Here is a 15,215-nt window from a genome sequence, read left to right on the forward strand (position 1 = left end):
TACGCCTCCAGCTTATTTATTTGATGCCAAATCGAACAAAAGAGTCAACGATATGTTTTTGTAAAAATAAGTAGATAAGTAATATCGGTATACATGAGATAGTTGTAGCTGCCATCAGTGATCCCCACATATTCACATCCGAATTGACAAAAGACTTCAATCCAATTTGAATGGGTGCATTCTCCATTTCTTTCGTCACTAACATTGGCCATAAATACTCATTCCAAGCATTAATAAAAAGAATAATGCCCAATGAAATGACGGTCGAACGAATATTTGGAAGGATAATTCTTAATAAAATACCGAGGTCAGACTCTCCATCTAACCTTGCCGCATCAATTAGTGCTGTAGGAAATGACTTAAAACTTTGATAGATTGATAAAATAGCAAAGGTTGATGCAGCGAATGGTAAGACAATACCTAATGGATTTTCATTTAAGCCTATTTGATTAATCAACACATAGTTTGGAATCATTACCGCTTGAAAAGGAATCAGCCAAGTTAAGCTAAGTAATGTAAAAATTAAAAGTTTCCCTTTAAAACTCCATCGGACTAATGCATACCCCGCTAATAAACTGGTTGACAAATGCAAAATCGTCATTAAAGTAGCAACTACAAATGAGTTAAATAACATTTGTATAATAGGCATTTCTGCGAATGCATATAGATAATTTTGCCATGTTGGTGCCTGTGGTATAAAAGAACTTGTGAAAATTTCAGATTCATTTTTAAATGAAGAGATAATCATCCAATATAGTGGGAAAATAGCGATGATACTCATCATTATTAATAGAAAATGCTGAAGTACCGTTACTGATTTTATCCGTTTCATCACTTTTACTCCCTTAATTATCATAGAATGCAAATTTTTTCGTTAACACATTTAAACCGATAGCAATGATCGCAAATACAATAAAAAATAACGTCGCGGCTGCTGAACTTAATCCTGCATTTAAGTTACTGAATCCATATTTATACATCTCATAATAAATATTCGTTGACGTACCGAACGGACCGCCTGCTGTTAAAATATCAATATAAGCGAAGGTAAATTGACTAGAAAATAGAATACTCATTGTGAGCATAAACAATATTGTTGGTGACAATAAAGGAATAGTGATCGTCATTAATTGCTTCCATTTCGTCGCACCATCTAAAGCTGCTGCTTCGAAATAATCTCTGTTAATATTGGTCAATGCTGCAGAGAAAATAATCGTACTAAATCCAATCAAGCCCCATCCTGTCATCAAAAGAATGAGCCATTTCGCATAGACTGGATCAGTAAAGAAAGAGATGTTTGCATCGGTGATTCCAAGTTTTTGTAATGTAATATTGACTAATCCATTGGCAGGATGAAAGAGCCATCTCCAGATTGCCCCTACAGTTACTGGTGCCAATATCATTGGGATGAAAAACATTGCCCGATACACATTTTTCACTCTGCCATTTAACCCATTTGTTGCTACAGCTAAAAGCATTGGAATGATGATAGAGAAAGGTAGTATACCCACTGTATAAAAAACTGTATTTTCAATAGATTGAACGAAGTCCTTAGTTTGGAACAAGCGAATAAAATTATCTAACCCTACTGCAATAGGTTCTGTGCCTGGGACCATACTCCACTTTTGAAAGGCTAAAACAAAAGTAGATAGTAACGGTTTATACATCCAAACCCCTAATAAAAGAATTGCAGGTAGTAAAAATAAATAAGGTTTCCATTTTATAAGTGAACGAGCAACACGTCTGTTTTTCTGCCCGTTCACTTTTTTTCCTTGCTCTGATACGATTATGCTTTTTACCTCACTCATAAGATTCCCTTCTCTCATGAACACCTATTGTATTAATTGGTTAATTTCTTCTTCTGCTGCTTTTAAAGTTTTTTCTACATCTGCATCCGTTGAAACCGATTGAACAATCGCATCTCTAAATATATTGGACATTTCAGTTGCATATTCCGCTGGCCAAATTACTGCTGGTTGGATGTTTTTCAATTGCTCCAAGTTGATTTTATATAATGGATTTTCGTCAATAAATCCTTTTAAATAATTGGGATCATCAGCTAACTCTGTTCTGAGCGGTAAATAGCCTACCTCAGAAGTTATGATTGTATAGCCTTCATTACCAGTAACATATTTAATAAACTCCCACACCGCTGCCTTTTTCACATCATTATCTGGTCTAACAGCTAAAACACTTCCAGAGTTCACTGGTACAGACGGATTGTTTCCGAATGATGGTAAACCAGCGCCGTAAAGTTCCCAGCCACCTGCTTCGGAAGCATTTTTAAATCCGCTATGCAATGCAGTAGAAGTAATGTACATTCCTAGATTACCAGCCATAAATTGCTCGGGTAACTCCGTATCACTCCCAACTGCATGGGCACCGTTTTGATAGAGATCCTTCCACATTTCAATCGCTTCAATACTTTCTTGATTTGCGAATTGCGCTTCCTTACGATCATCAGAAAGTACTTTGCCTCCATTACTTAATATCACACCTTCAGTTGTCCAACCATTATCCGGTGCTAACGCAAAGCCATCTTTGCCTGTCGCTTCATTTATTTTAAGTGAATATTCCTTAATCTCATCCCACGTTTGTGGTGGCTTTGTTGGATCTAAGCCTGCTTCTTCGAATAATTTTCCATTCATAAAAACAATCGGTGTGCTAAATGTAAATGCCAACCCATATGTCTTTCCATCAATTTTCCCTAAACTCAATGCATTATCTGAAATGCCATTGAAATGATTGTTTAATTCTTCTGCTGGAAACACATCTTCATAAGCTTGGAATCCGAGAGTTTCTCTTGAATTATCTAATGTTGAAAAAGTATGTTGAACAATATCAACCGCTTTTCCAGCCGCAATATCTGCCTTAAACTGTTGATAAGAGGCATCAGCAACCCCTTCAACAATGACACCCTTTTCTTTTCCAATTGTTTCATTGAACTCATTAATTAGATGTTCCATACCCTCTTTCATTGTTGGAGCAGCTAAACTATAAGAATAAAAAGTTATCTTTGTAGGATTCTCTGGGTCTAATTCTCCCATTTCCTGTGAGACGGTTGAAGCGTCAGAAGAGCTACAAGCACTTAACACTGAAGCGATACCTAACAATAGAATGAGCATAATAAAGAGCCTCTTACTTTTTAATTTAACCATTTACCTCTCCCCCTTCACTTAAGAATACTGAAGCATCTGCTTCAATTCTACTGATAAAAATGTATCAAACTTATCTGGGTACCTAACTTGTTCTACACTTGCACCATTTTCGCCTAATGTACATATGCTATAGCCCGTACGATTATTAAACGAAGCTAATTCTTGACCAATTTCCATACTAAAAGAAGTTCCTCCCGCAGTAGATAATAGAATATTTTCATAGGTAGTTACTTTATTCTGATGAGTATGACCACTAAGAACTAGTTTGACATCGGTATTTTTTATAATAGCCAATACCTCTGCTGAATTCGATAAGCTATGGCCATCGACCACATGTCCAGCTTCCAATGGATGATGGACAACAACAATCGAACCATTAGGGGCAGGCTGAGCTAATGTCTCCTTTAACCATTGGAGTTGTTCCTCACTCACTACACCTTTTCCACTATGATCATAGCTAGAATCTAGTACGATTAGGCGATAGCCTTGAATAATTGCTTCGTAAAATAAGTCCCGCTTCTCTCCTTTTACGTTGCCTATACCTTCCCAGTAAGCTTCTGTCACATCATGATTCCCTAAAGCTAAATAATAAGGAATATCTATGATATGATCTTCTAGTAATTTAGCTAAGAAAGCATAATCTTCAACTGTCCCTTCGTGAACAAGGTCCCCACTAATTAAAATGAAATCTGGCGCTTTTTCATCTTGTGTGATTGCTTGTAGTATTCCTTTCAACGTTTCAGTTGGATTATTGTCAACACCTGTTAATGTTTCAATTAAACTGCCTTTATATTCTCTTAGAATATGTGTATCTGATAAATGAGCAAACCTTAATTTATCCATGTTCATTTCCCCCTTTAGAAAATTACTCTTGCAAGCAGAAATCTTTTATTTTTTTCCTTATTTCATTTGTTATTCCAAACTCTAGGTACAAATAAGTGTCAAAATCGCCGTATATTTCTTCTATAGCAGATTTAGTTGCAAGTAAATATTCTTCTTGCAATAAAAAGGCTGCTTTTAATTGCAAGAACTCCTCTTCCACAAGTGCTGCTTCTGCCTGCAGAAACATTTGCTCATGAAAGGTGGCTAAAGCAACATTAGAATAAAGGTAATCTTCCATCACAGTTGAAAATGGCACACCGAGTGTAAGTAAAATAATCATAGCGCCTATACCTGTTCGATCTCTTCCTCCAGCACAATGATGGATTAGCGGCAAGTTTTTCTCTGGTTCTTTTAATAAATTCATCAAAGCTTGGTAAGAAGCATTTCGAACCGGAAAAGTAGAATAGAGTGTTAAAAATGTTTCTTTAGTATAGTGTTTGAATACATCTTCTTTTTTCTTTACTTTCGATACTTGCTCGGCGATATTATCCTCAGCGATTACCGGTACTCGTAAAAGCTTGGCACTACCAATTTCCGGATCAGGTTTTTCATTTGCTTCATCTTCTCTACGATAGTCAAATATATATTTAATCTTTTGTTTAGACAATTGAGCAATATCATCTGTTGTTAATCCACTTAAATCTCCCGCTCTATATAAGATGCCTCTTCGTACTTTTCGACCATCTACGGTAACGAGCCCTCCCATATCACGAAAATTCAGAGCCCCTTTTAGGGGAACAGTTTGTGAATAAAGTCCAGTTGTTGTCATTGATTCACCTCATACTTTTCCAAATCACTGACACCATCTAGTTCGATAACTTGAAAACCAACTTCGCCATTTTTTACTGTTACAAAAAGAATATGATCGATCGATCCAACACTATCACCGTGCCAACATGCACCCGTACGACCCATTTGAATATAATTTCTGTTATTTTTTTTCGTTACTTCCAATTGATGAAGGTGTCCTGCAAACATCGTATACATTCTTGATTCAAGCATATTCTCAAATTGGCTGAACTTAGGATCCTTCGTTTTCCAAGCTGGCTTATGCATAAATACAAAAGTATGTTTCACATCATTATTTTCATGTAACACTTCAGCAAAAAACTGTAATTGCTCATCTGAAATATGAGGTAAGTTACCCTTCTCAATATCTTCCTCCGAAGCCCCTTCAGTCATTTGTCCGAAGAATTCTTCAATGTACCCTCTAGCTTTTGCTGGATTTTCAACTACTTGATTGGTAATATCCCTAAAACTCTTTACAAAAGATTCAGGCATACCTAAAGGATTTTCCTCTGTATTCAGCACTAAAAATAAATAATCATTTAATCGAAAAGCGTAATACTCAAAACCTTTTCGCTCACGCCAAACTTTAACCATAGTGTCATTTCCATAGTCATGGTTACCAACTGTTAAATAAAATGGGATGTCTACCTCTTTAATTAACTGATCAATATAGTCCCACTCTCCATGGGCCGCTTCCTCTTGATCCCAATAACCTTCAATGAAATCACCTACTGAAAGGACAAAATCAGGATTAAGGCCTTTTACCACCTGCAAACCTTTCTCAAAAATGCCTGGTGTTGTAATCCCACAGCGATCACCAACAACTGCAAACGAAAAATCATTTTCAAGGTGAGTGGACATGTCTCCAAACCAAGGTCTCTTACCATTCTTAGAAAAATCTTCTTTAAAATAATGTTGCGTCCCAAGCTTTTTTTGATCTATAACATGCATCCAGTTGTCCTCCTTTATTTAAATACAACTGAAGTATACAACTAGCATGTTAATAAGATGTTAATCTAACATGAATCATTTTATGAGTTTGGTGAAATTTTTAAATTTAGTGTAAATTCAAAGGTTACAAGATGTATTCTTAGGAAATCATCGCTATAATTGTATAATCATAGGATGTTCAATTAATGAATTTAGACAGAGAGGAATTAGGACAATGACAAAATCTTTAATAGATACCGCTTATCACACCATTCGAACGAAAATTCTTACTTGCGAATACCTACCGGGAAGCCTACTATCCATATATAAATTATCAGAGGAATTAGCTATGAGTCGAACACCCATCTCTAATGCGATTGCTAAACTTGAACTAGAAGGGTTAGTGATCTCCTTAAAAAATAGAGGTGTGATGGTGAAGGAAGTATCATCTAAAGAGATACTAGATATGTTCGAAGTCATTTTCACCCATCAAATGTATGCGCTTGAAAAGGTAGAAACAAATCCGCTTTATTCATTTAATTTATCACTTTTAAATGAACATTTAGAGCAACAACTACTAGATAAAGAGAACGATCGTTATTTCTCTTATGCGACTCACTCATTACAATTCATAAGACAAATCATAGCTGCTGGACAAAACCAAATCATGCTTCAAATTATGGATCAGCATATGGACAAAATCATCATTGGTTCTATGGCCAGTTACTTGCTTTACCCAGAAAAACGGATTTTTTCTGGTGCTCATTATAATGAAGCACTTTACCTATCCATTGAAGCAAAGGAATACGAACAAACAAAAGAACTACTAAAAGAATGGCGAGCTCAAATTAGAGAACGTATCTTAATAATGGGAGCTATATGAATACTTGCATAACTTACGAAGGGAAGACATATTAATGTTCTGCTAGTATTTATCTTCTGTGGTATAAACTTCTTTCGCACATGAAAAAAGCAGGCAGTGCCATAGCACCTACCTGCTTCCTTTTATATTATTGCGCTTCGATGAGTCCGTAGCGCCCATCTTTTCGTTTGTATACAACGTTTGTTAAGCTTGTGGCTGCGTTGGTGAAGACGAAGAAGCTATGGCCGAGCATGTTCATTTGTAAAATGGCCTCTTCACTGTCCATTGGCTTAAGGTCAAAATGCTTTTGGCGAACGACCTCTAAGTCATTGTCTTCTTCTGGGTGTTCTTCAGGCTCCTCAAAAGTAGCGAATAATTCGTTAATGCCGCCTTTTTCGCGGAATTTTCGATTGACTTTCGTTTTATGTTTACGAATCTGTCTCTCCAACTTGTCGTTGATTAAGTCGATGGCTGCATACATATCAGCATGAGCCTCTTCTGCTCGAAGTACAAGATTCGTCATCGGAATCGTTACTTCAACTTTTGACGTTTTATCATTATTGGTTTTCAGGTTTACGTTTACATTTACATTAGGAGTTTCAGTAAAATATCTTTCCAACTTCATAATTTTCTTCTCGACGTAGTCTCTGATTGCTGGAGTTACCTCAATGTTTTCACCCCGAATGTTAAAATTCATAAGTGAACTCCTCCTTCTCTTTATAAGAGTCATAAGGATGATTTAGCCTGTCCTTCTTCAGCTAATCCTTATCAGCTAGTCTTTAAATAAGACTATACTCTATATTTCTATGTTACCCGTAAAAAGTCCTGCTAAAACCTTTTTAACGTAATTAAGAAAATAAATAAGGTTGCAATTCATAGTCTATCATTCGGTGCCAAGCTGCAAACAAAGGGAAAAATTGCTCACGTAATATTTCTTGTTTTTCTGGCGCGTTACCGATGGTTTGCTCCAGTCGATCAGCTTGTTCCTGCACCTTTTCAAACACATGCATAATATGAACCATTTCACTGTTTTCCTTAAACAAATGCAGTAATTGCTCGTTCACTGCTTTGATTTGTGGAAAAGAATCAATAACCTCAAAAAGAAGCGCATCACCATCGTCTTTATCTAAATCTGTGAAGCTATCTACAATATAGGTAAAGCTTTCTTCTAGTGTATTTAACACAGAACAATACTCTCTTAGGAGAATATACTGCTCCTCCTTCAACTTCATCACCTAATTTCGTTTATCATAAAAAACACCGTCGCTCATCCCAACAGCTTCATACGGATTCGCATATTGCTTACTCTTTACTTTCTGCACCTTCAATCTTTTGATATCATCCTTAATGATTTGCTGGTGCTGATCTAATAATTGTTTAATGGCGCGATCCTGCTTCAATAGCACGTCTTTCATCTTCTGAGCTTCTGTTGACTGAAAATCAACTTGTCTCATTAAAATAAATCGTTGATCAAGCAAATCATCCGTCTTCTTTATGTAAGCTTCTCGTTCATGTTCAGGTAAGCCTTGGTTTAAATGAAGCAATAACTCACGCGTACAAACGATCAAATCAGTTGTCGCTGTCATGATTGTTCACTGCTAACCATTTGGGGTTTTTTCTGCGCTAACATCATTTCTTTCCATGTATTACGAAGATCCATAATCATTGATTCCGCTTCTTTTAAGGCTGTTAGATCATTGCGTGTATTGGCGTCAACTAAGGTTCTCAACACATAATCATAGATTCGTAGCAGATCACTAGATATTTCAACCTCTTGATTGAGTGTCACCATAAATTCTTGTATGATGTTTTGCGCCTTCTGCATATTTTCATTGCGCTTTGCAACTTCACCTTGCTCCATTGCTTGCTTGGCAATGCTAATAAACTTCAAACAACCGTTGTAAAGCATCATCGTTAGTTCTGCCGGTGTGGCTGTATTAATAGAAGTTTGTTGATATTTTTGGTACGGGTTGGTTGTCATCTTTTCACTCCTTATTGCGAGCTATAACCGAATTGTGTGAGCATATAATTCATTTGCTCATTCATTTTTTGCATTTGGGTCTCCATCGCTGCAAATTGTGACCAATACCTTTGCTCTTTATCTGCTAATTTCGATTCTAGTTCAGTTATACGATTATTGATATCATCTAAATTTTTTCCAATAGTAAATTGACTATTTGTCTTCATGCCATTACCCGCTTTTAAGGTAAGCGCATCGATTGATTGTGTAACGGTATCTCGCAATCGTCTAGAAATCCCTTGTTCACCAAGTGTATCCCCATCTGCTGCAAACAAATTAAATACACCTTCTGCATCATTTTCCAATGCTTCCTTCAGCTTATCTTCATTGATTTCAAGCTTACCACCTTCTAAATAATTTTTCGTTGTGGTAATACCAATAGCTGACAGCTGGTTATATTCACTCGTAGCACCTTCTAGCGGTGTATAAAAGTTCATCCGCATATTACTTAGTAAACTACTTAATTGTTGATCTGAACGAAGTAAACCGCTTTTCGCTTTTTCTTCCCAAAGCTCAATATCCTTCTCAGACATCGCCTCACGTTGCTCACTTGTTAACGGTGCATAATCACGATATTTTTCTTCAGATAACTGTCCTTGTATATTATCTATTAATTCATTGTATTTTTCTACGAATTCTTTGATTTTTTCTACGGCTTTATCGGTGTCGTTATTGATTGAGATTGTAACAGGCGAATCGCCATTAACAGCATCAAATGTACCCTTCAAAGTAAAAGAAACACCGTTTACTGTAAACGTATTAGAGGTTCTCTCCGTTTCTAAACCATTTAAAGTAAACTTCGCATTTTCTCCACCTTTTTCATTATTGCTATCAAGTTTTAGAACATTATTTAAAAACGGACTACCATTAAAAGAAATCTCTTTCCCATCGCCACTTTGATTAAAATCACCTGTTGACGTTCGGGCAATCGTTACTTTATCAGAATGTTGGTCATAAAACATATTGACACCTAAGGACGATTTATTCACTTTATCGATCACTGTCGTTAAAGAATCACGGGCATCGAAAGTAAATGTTTGGCTCACTTCACCTGTTTCATTGTATGTAGACATACTGAATTCAAAGTATTGGTGGTCATAACTCACTTCCGCTTTTGCACCTGCTTGTAGGTCAGAGCCGAAAGTGATTTTGCCTGTTTCTTTATCTAAATAAAATTGATCTTCTGCTAGATTATTCACATCTGTACCAGTAGTAAATGTTTTCGTTTCTTTTATTGGGTCACCATTCGTGTCTTTAATGATGTTACCAGCTGCATCTTTTTTGTCCCATGTAAAAGTAATGCTATCCTCAAATTCTGTGATCCCTATTTGTGAAAGTTGCACTTCTTTTGTTGCAGAGCCAACAGAAATTGTATCTTTTTGAACCATACTGTATTCCACTTCAATTTTACTGTCGGCGGGAATTTGTTGGCTGAAAGTCATTTTGCCTGTTTTCTCATCTACAAACACTTGCTTTTGACTAGCATCTAAGTCATCTAGGCTCGTCACCACTTGGTAGTTGTCTGTACCAACTGTAACACTATCCATTTGTTCTATATTATGCTTACCAAGCTTTTGTAATGAAAATTCGGTTCCTGCTTTCTTTACTGTGATTTCTTCGTTTATACTTTGTTCGGTACTCTTCCAATCAAATGAACTATTTTCAAAAATGTCCTTTTGGCTATATAGACTTTTCGTTGTATCTAGCTTTTCACCTGTACTAGTTATTCTTCCCGCACTCGCATTCGTAGCAGAAGTCGCCAATCTACTCACGGCAGACAATGTATAAGATCCGTTCCCTGCTGTCGAATCTGCCGTTGCTGTGACTTTGTTGCTATTAGAAGAAGTCGTAATTTTTGATAAAAATGAAGATTGCAAGCGCATATTTAAAGTCATATCGCGGAATGATGCTAGTTTTAAGTTAATATCTCTATATGAATCGCGCTGCCATTCGAGCGTTTGTTTCTTTTGTGACAATTTATCAATCGGCACTCTCTGTACTCTCATTAAATCATTAATTAAGGATTCTGTATCTAAACCAGATGCTAAACCACCTATTCGAAAATTCGCCATGACCATCCGTCCCCTTTTCTCTCTATCTATTTATTATATCGACTATAGTCCTATCGTTTACAGTAAAAATATGACTAATTGCCACTGTTCACGAATAAAAAGCCACTAGCATCAGCCAGTAGCTTCTAGACTTTTTGATCCACCATAAGCCCTTGAAATTCTGTCATTTCTGCAATCATATCAAGGAAATCCTTCGGTGGTATTTCACGAACGACTTCTTTAGTATCCGCATCAACAACTTCTACATAATAGCGATCGAGCTTTTCATGTAATTGGAACTGTACCGAAGTATAATGCGTCTGCAAATGACTATTTGCCTGCTCCACCTTTGATTGCAAGAAGTCTTTTTGTACGTCATGAGCAGACACCTTTGCTTTATCTTTTATTGTAAAATTTCTTTCAGGTTGACTTTTTTCTTTCTGCTGAATAACAAAAGGCGAGTCCACCATCATTCTCATATTCGACTCTACTCTCATCCCTATTCGCCCCTTACCGAAATCACCTATTTTCTCTTTATATCGGAAACAACCATAAGGCTCTCTATCAATCTAAAGTTCGGTTTTTATTAGAGAAAAAACAGCGACCTTTTTCTTATACACAAGGTCTTTTTACCTAAAAAGACAAAAAGAAGCCCCAGACAAAGCTGAGACTTCTTAGATGAAAATACCAATAAGCGACGAATTAACCTAATAATTGAAGAACCGCTTGTGGTTTTTGATTTGCTTGCGCAAGCATCGCTTGAGAAGCTTGAGAAAGAATGTTCGTACGAGTCATCTCCATTACTTCTTGCGCCATATCAACGTCACGGATACGTGATTCAGCTGCTTGAAGGTTTTCAGATGAGTTGTTTAAGTTAGAGATTGTGTGCTCTAGACGGTTTTGACTAGCACCTAGTTTAGAACGCTCTGCAGATACTTTATCAATTGCTTCTTGGAATTTAGTAACCGCTGCAGCTGCATCTTCGTGAGTTAATACACTTAGTGCAGATTCTTGAATTGTTGAGCTTGTCCCGTCAGTTACACCTAATTTAGAATCAGTTGTATCAGCAGTAGTGATTCCTAAAGCAGATGCTCTCATATCAGAAATATTGATGCTCATGCTTTGGTTTTCGTTTGCACCAATTTGGAAAGTAATGCTAGAACCTGCTCCAGCAGCTTTTCCTTCTGCTCCAGCTGTATTAACAACATCAGTGCCACCAACTACAGTTGCTGCTGTTGCAGACTCTTGGCCAGCATTTTGTGTTAATAATATTTTTGTATTATCATCAGGATCAATTGCAGCAGTATATTTTGCGCTTAATTCTGCATCTCCATTAATTTTACCTACAATTGCAGCTAAATCATCAGCAGCCTCAATAGTAACGTCAGTACCATCAATCGTTAGAGTGGAGTCAGCACCAGTAGCTGCAACAAATGATGTTGTTCCAGCAACAGCTGCTACTGCTTCTGAACCATCTTTCCCACCATCGATTAATTTTTGTGTATTGAATTCTGTTGTATTACCGATACGGTTGATTTCTGAAGTTAATTGGTTGATTTCTTTTTGGATTTCTTCACGGTCAGATCCAACGTTTGAGTCATTGGCTGCTTGTGTAGCAAGCTCACGCATACGTTGAAGAATGTTTTGTGATTCTTGTAGCGCTCCTTCAGCAGTTTGGATCATTGAGATACCATCTTGAGAGTTACGGCTAGCTTGGTCTAAACCGCGGATTTGCGCGCGCATTTTTTCAGAGATTGCAAGACCTGCTGCGTCATCTCCTGCACGGTTAATACGAAGACCTGAAGATAATTTCTCCATCGCTTTAGCGTTTGCATTGTTGTTTACGCCTAATTGACGATACGTGTTTAATGCTGAAATATTATTGTTGATAATCATTTGAATTCCTCCATGAGTTGTATTTTTCCACGTCCTTGTGGATTGAAGTAAAGCTTGTCGCTTTATTCTTATTTATTATCGGAGTGCTATAAAGTTTGTTTAATACTTTTTTATAAAAAATTAATAATTAAAAAAATACTTGTCAATATTGCCTTCTCATTACTCCAACATGAATTCTTGTTTCCTTTGTTTATCTTCAGACAAATATAAAAAAAATAAATCGATATCTCCAACCGGTTTATTTCTCAGTATTATTTTTCAATAGTGCCATTAAATCAACAGGGTTTTGTGCGGCTTCGTTGTTTTCTGTCTGGATCTGTAGGTATACTTCTTTTCTGTAGATGTCGATGTCTTTTGGTGCTTGGATGCCAAGTTTGATTTGGTCTCCTTCGACGGCGACGATCGTGATTTCGATGTTTTCATTAATGATAATCGATTCGTTTTTGCGACGGGTTAATACGAGCATGAGGCATCCTCCTCCATAAGCTGGAATAACGGATGCTTCGTCTTGTAGCGCGCATCATTTAAGACAAGCTGTTTCCCCATTCGTTTTTTCATATTAATCACCAATGGACCTTGCAAATTCGCCGTTGATGACTTAAACGGTTCCTTTAACGTGAGAATGACAAAAGTAGCTACATCTTCCGGTTGTTCAATTTGCAGCGCATGTTGCGATGCTTCATTGAGCTGAAATTCGTAATCAGCAAAAAAGGCATACGGGTCGACAACGACAAACGCTAACTCAGCCGTATTGATTGATTGTAAAATAAAATAAGGGAGTTCTTCTAAAAAGGGAAGAAGCACATATTGCTGTTCTTCTGGAAACCCTGGCAAGCCTACCGGAAAATGAAGGTGTTGCTCTGCTGACACTTCAACTGTCCCTTGATATTTTGTCTCAATTTTCATCGTAACACTTCCTTAAATAAGCTGATCCACTTGAAAATCTCTTAGTTCAAAGTTAATCGCTTCTTTTTGCTGTAAATAAATTTGCGCTTGCCAGTTTTCATGAGCGATTTGTGGTCGATTGATACTTACATCAATGACTGGCGTTTGCGGGGTTACGTTCACATCGACGCTCCCTGGATCATAATCGATTTGTACCCGGAAATGGTTTTTCGGTAAATAGCCGATCCCTGGTGTCTTTTGGTTGGGCTCACTATTTTGTTTCGCAATTTGTGGAATGGCACCTGCTCCGTTTTCAATTTTCATCATCGCATCACCTTCACGAACCCGCCTAGAGATCCCTGTAATTGCCGTCATCTTTGCCTGTTCAGCCGCTTCTGCGACTCGCCTGCCTGCCCCTTTATTATCCAGATCAGCTCGCGCCTCTGATTGATCAATAAAAAGCCGGGATGCTTCATGACTAATTGTAAGCTTTGCTGGTGGCTGATGCATCGAAACGTCTGCTTGCGACTGTTTGATTTTCATCACAGGTTGATAATAATTGATACCAAGTTGCGCCTGTTTTGTCGTTATTTCTAAATAAGGTGTATGCATAGATTCACCGCTCTTTACATGACGAGCGGCCCATCTCTAGAGATGAACCGTCGTCAGCGTTTTTTATCGTAAAAAGTCCATTAATGTTGGTTGAATAATGCTTGCTCCTACTGCTAAAGAAGCACGGTGGAGGGCTTCTTGGGATGTTAATTCAATAATGACCTTCTCTGCATCGATATCTTCATTATTAGACATCATGGTTTTGGCAAGTATCTCTTGATTCCCTAAACGACTTTCAACCATCTCTACTCGATTAGATTTAGCACCGATATCTGCCATTTCAGAGATTACATTATTATGGTGATGATCAATCATATCCAGCTCCCCAGATAAATCATCCGCTGTTGTATCAGGTGAATTCAACTTATCAATTAAGTTGCCAATATCTTTAAATAAATCTAATGAAAAGACATTTTGCGGCTTACTATTCACATCGAGATGAATGCCTGCAGAAACTTCAATTTTTACGCCTTCAGCATTGCTAGCAACCGCTCCTTTTTCTTTCGCTACAAAAGAATCTGGTATCGGGAATCCGATTTCAGTGCCATCTTGAGCTTTAAATGCATTCGAAGATTCATTCCAAACAAGCTGACTACCCTTCTCATCGAAAAGTACATAATCCTTGGCATTATTCGCATCAATTGTGCTGATATCAACATTTTGATCAATTTTCTTTAAATCTACTGGCTTATTCGTTGTATCTGAGCCGTTAAAAATATACTTATTATTCACTTTTGTATTGGCGATCGTCTCTAATTGATTTCGCAGCTGTTCAATTTCACTAGCCACGTTCTTACGTTGACCCGCATCATATGAATCACTGGAAGCCTGTACCGTAAGATCACGGATACGCTGGATAATTTTATTCGTTTCATCCAGTGCCGATTCCGTATTATCCATCCAGTTATATACTTCACCTAAATTGCGTTGATATTGGGATACAGCCGTTACTTGGGAACGGTAATTGACCCCTTTCATCGCTGCTACAGGATCATCAGACGGGCGATTCACTTTTTTGCCGGTATATAGCTGCTCTTCTAACTTACCAAGCTTTTGATAGTTGTTTTGAATATGTTTTAGTGAATTTTGTGAAAGCATGGATTGTGTTACGCGCATCAGTCATTACCTCC

18 protein-coding genes are annotated in these 15,215 nt (G+C 37.3%); 1 reads left to right on the forward strand and 17 read right to left on the reverse strand.

The features are described from left to right. Nucleotides 1–16: 16 nt before the first annotated feature. The 6 genes from MKX78_RS20785 to MKX78_RS20810 are packed head-to-tail and all read right to left on the reverse strand — an operon-like array spanning nucleotide 17 to nucleotide 5,780. Nucleotides 17–832 (reverse strand): carbohydrate ABC transporter permease, encoded by an 816-nt coding sequence (locus tag MKX78_RS20785; protein WP_341052192.1) that lies wholly within the window; start codon nucleotides 830–832, stop codon nucleotides 17–19. Nucleotides 833–845: 13 nt separating this feature from the next. Then, the gene (locus MKX78_RS20790; protein ID WP_095373598.1) at nucleotides 846–1,808 is read right to left on the reverse strand and encodes a carbohydrate ABC transporter permease; all 963 of its coding nucleotides are present in this window, start codon (nucleotides 1,806–1,808) and stop codon (nucleotides 846–848) included. A gap of 24 nt (nucleotides 1,809–1,832) precedes the next feature. Then, nucleotides 1,833–3,158 carry an ABC transporter substrate-binding protein gene (locus tag MKX78_RS20795; protein WP_341052194.1) on the reverse strand — a complete coding sequence of 442 codons (1,326 nt, stop codon included), beginning with the start codon at nucleotides 3,156–3,158 and terminating at the stop codon, nucleotides 1,833–1,835. An 18-nt stretch (nucleotides 3,159–3,176) separates the two neighbouring features. Then, nucleotides 3,177–4,001: a metallophosphoesterase family protein gene (locus MKX78_RS20800; protein WP_341052197.1), complete on the reverse strand. Its 825-nt coding sequence runs from the start codon at nucleotides 3,999–4,001 to the stop codon at nucleotides 3,177–3,179. A 22-nt stretch (nucleotides 4,002–4,023) separates the two neighbouring features. Next, nucleotides 4,024–4,809 carry a tyrosine-protein phosphatase gene (locus MKX78_RS20805; RefSeq protein ID WP_341052199.1) on the reverse strand — a complete coding sequence of 262 codons (786 nt, stop codon included), beginning with the start codon at nucleotides 4,807–4,809 and terminating at the stop codon, nucleotides 4,024–4,026. After that, on the reverse strand, nucleotides 4,806–5,780 hold the full coding sequence (locus tag MKX78_RS20810; protein WP_328198148.1) for a metallophosphoesterase family protein: 975 nt from the start codon (nucleotides 5,778–5,780) through the stop codon (nucleotides 4,806–4,808). Before MKX78_RS20810 ends, MKX78_RS20805 begins: the two co-directional genes overlap by 4 nt. Before the next feature lie 214 nt (nucleotides 5,781–5,994). On the opposite strand from MKX78_RS20810, the gene MKX78_RS20815 reads away from it, so the two are divergent. Next, nucleotides 5,995–6,642 (forward strand): GntR family transcriptional regulator, encoded by a 648-nt coding sequence (locus tag MKX78_RS20815; protein WP_095371839.1) that lies wholly within the window; start codon nucleotides 5,995–5,997, stop codon nucleotides 6,640–6,642. Nucleotides 6,643–6,769: 127 nt separating this feature from the next. Here the strand turns inward: MKX78_RS20815 and hpf are convergent, their stop codons facing one another. The 11 genes from hpf to flgL form a co-directional block, all read right to left on the reverse strand. Continuing rightward, the gene (hpf, locus tag MKX78_RS20820; protein WP_095371838.1) at nucleotides 6,770–7,318 is read right to left on the reverse strand and encodes a ribosome hibernation-promoting factor, HPF/YfiA family; all 549 of its coding nucleotides are present in this window, start codon (nucleotides 7,316–7,318) and stop codon (nucleotides 6,770–6,772) included. A 151-nt stretch (nucleotides 7,319–7,469) separates the two neighbouring features. Further along, nucleotides 7,470–7,847 (reverse strand): hypothetical protein, encoded by a 378-nt coding sequence (locus tag MKX78_RS20825; RefSeq protein WP_180316929.1) that lies wholly within the window; start codon nucleotides 7,845–7,847, stop codon nucleotides 7,470–7,472. A 9-nt stretch (nucleotides 7,848–7,856) separates the two neighbouring features. Further along, complete coding sequence (locus MKX78_RS20830; protein ID WP_251162128.1) at nucleotides 7,857–8,207, reverse strand: hypothetical protein; 351 nt, start codon at nucleotides 8,205–8,207, stop codon at nucleotides 7,857–7,859. Continuing rightward, nucleotides 8,204–8,602, reverse strand: a complete 399-nt coding sequence (gene fliS, locus MKX78_RS20835) for a flagellar export chaperone FliS (protein ID WP_095371835.1) — start codon at nucleotides 8,600–8,602, stop codon at nucleotides 8,204–8,206. Before fliS ends, MKX78_RS20830 begins: the two co-directional genes overlap by 4 nt. An 11-nt stretch (nucleotides 8,603–8,613) precedes the next feature. Then, on the reverse strand, nucleotides 8,614–10,713 hold the full coding sequence (gene fliD, locus MKX78_RS20840) for a flagellar filament capping protein FliD (RefSeq protein WP_341052203.1): 2,100 nt from the start codon (nucleotides 10,711–10,713) through the stop codon (nucleotides 8,614–8,616). Between the two features lie 125 nt (nucleotides 10,714–10,838). Next, nucleotides 10,839–11,189 (reverse strand): flagellar protein FlaG, encoded by a 351-nt coding sequence (locus MKX78_RS20845; protein ID WP_095371833.1) that lies wholly within the window; start codon nucleotides 11,187–11,189, stop codon nucleotides 10,839–10,841. 205 nt (nucleotides 11,190–11,394) lie between these two features. After that, on the reverse strand, nucleotides 11,395–12,588 hold the full coding sequence (locus MKX78_RS20850) for a flagellin N-terminal helical domain-containing protein (RefSeq protein WP_307319400.1): 1,194 nt from the start codon (nucleotides 12,586–12,588) through the stop codon (nucleotides 11,395–11,397). 238 nt (nucleotides 12,589–12,826) lie between these two features. Continuing rightward, nucleotides 12,827–13,054 (reverse strand): carbon storage regulator CsrA, encoded by a 228-nt coding sequence (gene csrA, locus MKX78_RS20855; RefSeq protein WP_095371831.1) that lies wholly within the window; start codon nucleotides 13,052–13,054, stop codon nucleotides 12,827–12,829. Next, nucleotides 13,042–13,494 carry a flagellar assembly protein FliW gene (fliW, locus tag MKX78_RS20860; RefSeq protein WP_322909704.1) on the reverse strand — a complete coding sequence of 151 codons (453 nt, stop codon included), beginning with the start codon at nucleotides 13,492–13,494 and terminating at the stop codon, nucleotides 13,042–13,044. Before fliW ends, csrA begins: the two co-directional genes overlap by 13 nt. Before the next feature lie 12 nt (nucleotides 13,495–13,506). After that, the gene (locus MKX78_RS20865; RefSeq protein ID WP_322909705.1) at nucleotides 13,507–14,085 is read right to left on the reverse strand and encodes a DUF6470 family protein; all 579 of its coding nucleotides are present in this window, start codon (nucleotides 14,083–14,085) and stop codon (nucleotides 13,507–13,509) included. A gap of 63 nt (nucleotides 14,086–14,148) precedes the next feature. Beyond that, on the reverse strand, nucleotides 14,149–15,201 hold the full coding sequence (flgL, locus tag MKX78_RS20870; RefSeq protein WP_322909706.1) for a flagellar hook-associated protein FlgL: 1,053 nt from the start codon (nucleotides 15,199–15,201) through the stop codon (nucleotides 14,149–14,151). Nucleotides 15,202–15,215 lie beyond the last annotated feature (14 nt).

Source organism: Cytobacillus sp. FSL R5-0569, assembly GCF_038007265.1.
Classification (GTDB): domain Bacteria; phylum Bacillota; class Bacilli; order Bacillales; family Cytobacillaceae; genus Cytobacillus; species Cytobacillus kochii.

What these genes read in the sequence shown, in the direction of transcription:
- MKX78_RS20785 (WP_341052192.1), bottom strand. Translation starts at nt 832, where the DNA reads ATGAAACGGATAAAATCAGTAACGGTACTTCAGCATTTTCTATTAATA.
- MKX78_RS20845 (WP_095371833.1), bottom strand. Translation starts at nt 11,189, where the DNA reads ATGAGAGTAGAGTCGAATATGAGAATGATGGTGGACTCGCCTTTTGTT.
- MKX78_RS20830 (WP_251162128.1), bottom strand. Translation starts at nt 8,207, where the DNA reads ATGACAGCGACAACTGATTTGATCGTTTGTACGCGTGAGTTATTGCTT.
- fliS (WP_095371835.1), bottom strand. Translation starts at nt 8,602, where the DNA reads ATGACAACCAACCCGTACCAAAAATATCAACAAACTTCTATTAATACA.
- MKX78_RS20810 (WP_328198148.1), bottom strand. Translation starts at nt 5,780, where the DNA reads ATGCATGTTATAGATCAAAAAAAGCTTGGGACGCAACATTATTTTAAA.
- csrA (WP_095371831.1), bottom strand. Translation starts at nt 13,054, where the DNA reads ATGCTCGTATTAACCCGTCGCAAAAACGAATCGATTATCATTAATGAA.
- fliD (WP_341052203.1), bottom strand. Translation starts at nt 10,713, where the DNA reads ATGGCGAATTTTCGAATAGGTGGTTTAGCATCTGGTTTAGATACAGAA.
- hpf (WP_095371838.1), bottom strand. Translation starts at nt 7,318, where the DNA reads ATGAATTTTAACATTCGGGGTGAAAACATTGAGGTAACTCCAGCAATC.
- MKX78_RS20865 (WP_322909705.1), bottom strand. Translation starts at nt 14,085, where the DNA reads ATGCATACACCTTATTTAGAAATAACGACAAAACAGGCGCAACTTGGT.
- MKX78_RS20800 (WP_341052197.1), bottom strand. Translation starts at nt 4,001, where the DNA reads ATGGATAAATTAAGGTTTGCTCATTTATCAGATACACATATTCTAAGA.
- fliW (WP_322909704.1), bottom strand. Translation starts at nt 13,494, where the DNA reads ATGAAAATTGAGACAAAATATCAAGGGACAGTTGAAGTGTCAGCAGAG.
- MKX78_RS20850 (WP_307319400.1), bottom strand. Translation starts at nt 12,588, where the DNA reads ATGATTATCAACAATAATATTTCAGCATTAAACACGTATCGTCAATTA.
- MKX78_RS20790 (WP_095373598.1), bottom strand. Translation starts at nt 1,808, where the DNA reads ATGAGTGAGGTAAAAAGCATAATCGTATCAGAGCAAGGAAAAAAAGTG.
- MKX78_RS20805 (WP_341052199.1), bottom strand. Translation starts at nt 4,809, where the DNA reads ATGACAACAACTGGACTTTATTCACAAACTGTTCCCCTAAAAGGGGCT.
- flgL (WP_322909706.1), bottom strand. Translation starts at nt 15,201, where the DNA reads ATGCGCGTAACACAATCCATGCTTTCACAAAATTCACTAAAACATATT.
- MKX78_RS20815 (WP_095371839.1), top strand. Translation starts at nt 5,995, where the DNA reads ATGACAAAATCTTTAATAGATACCGCTTATCACACCATTCGAACGAAA.
- MKX78_RS20795 (WP_341052194.1), bottom strand. Translation starts at nt 3,158, where the DNA reads ATGGTTAAATTAAAAAGTAAGAGGCTCTTTATTATGCTCATTCTATTG.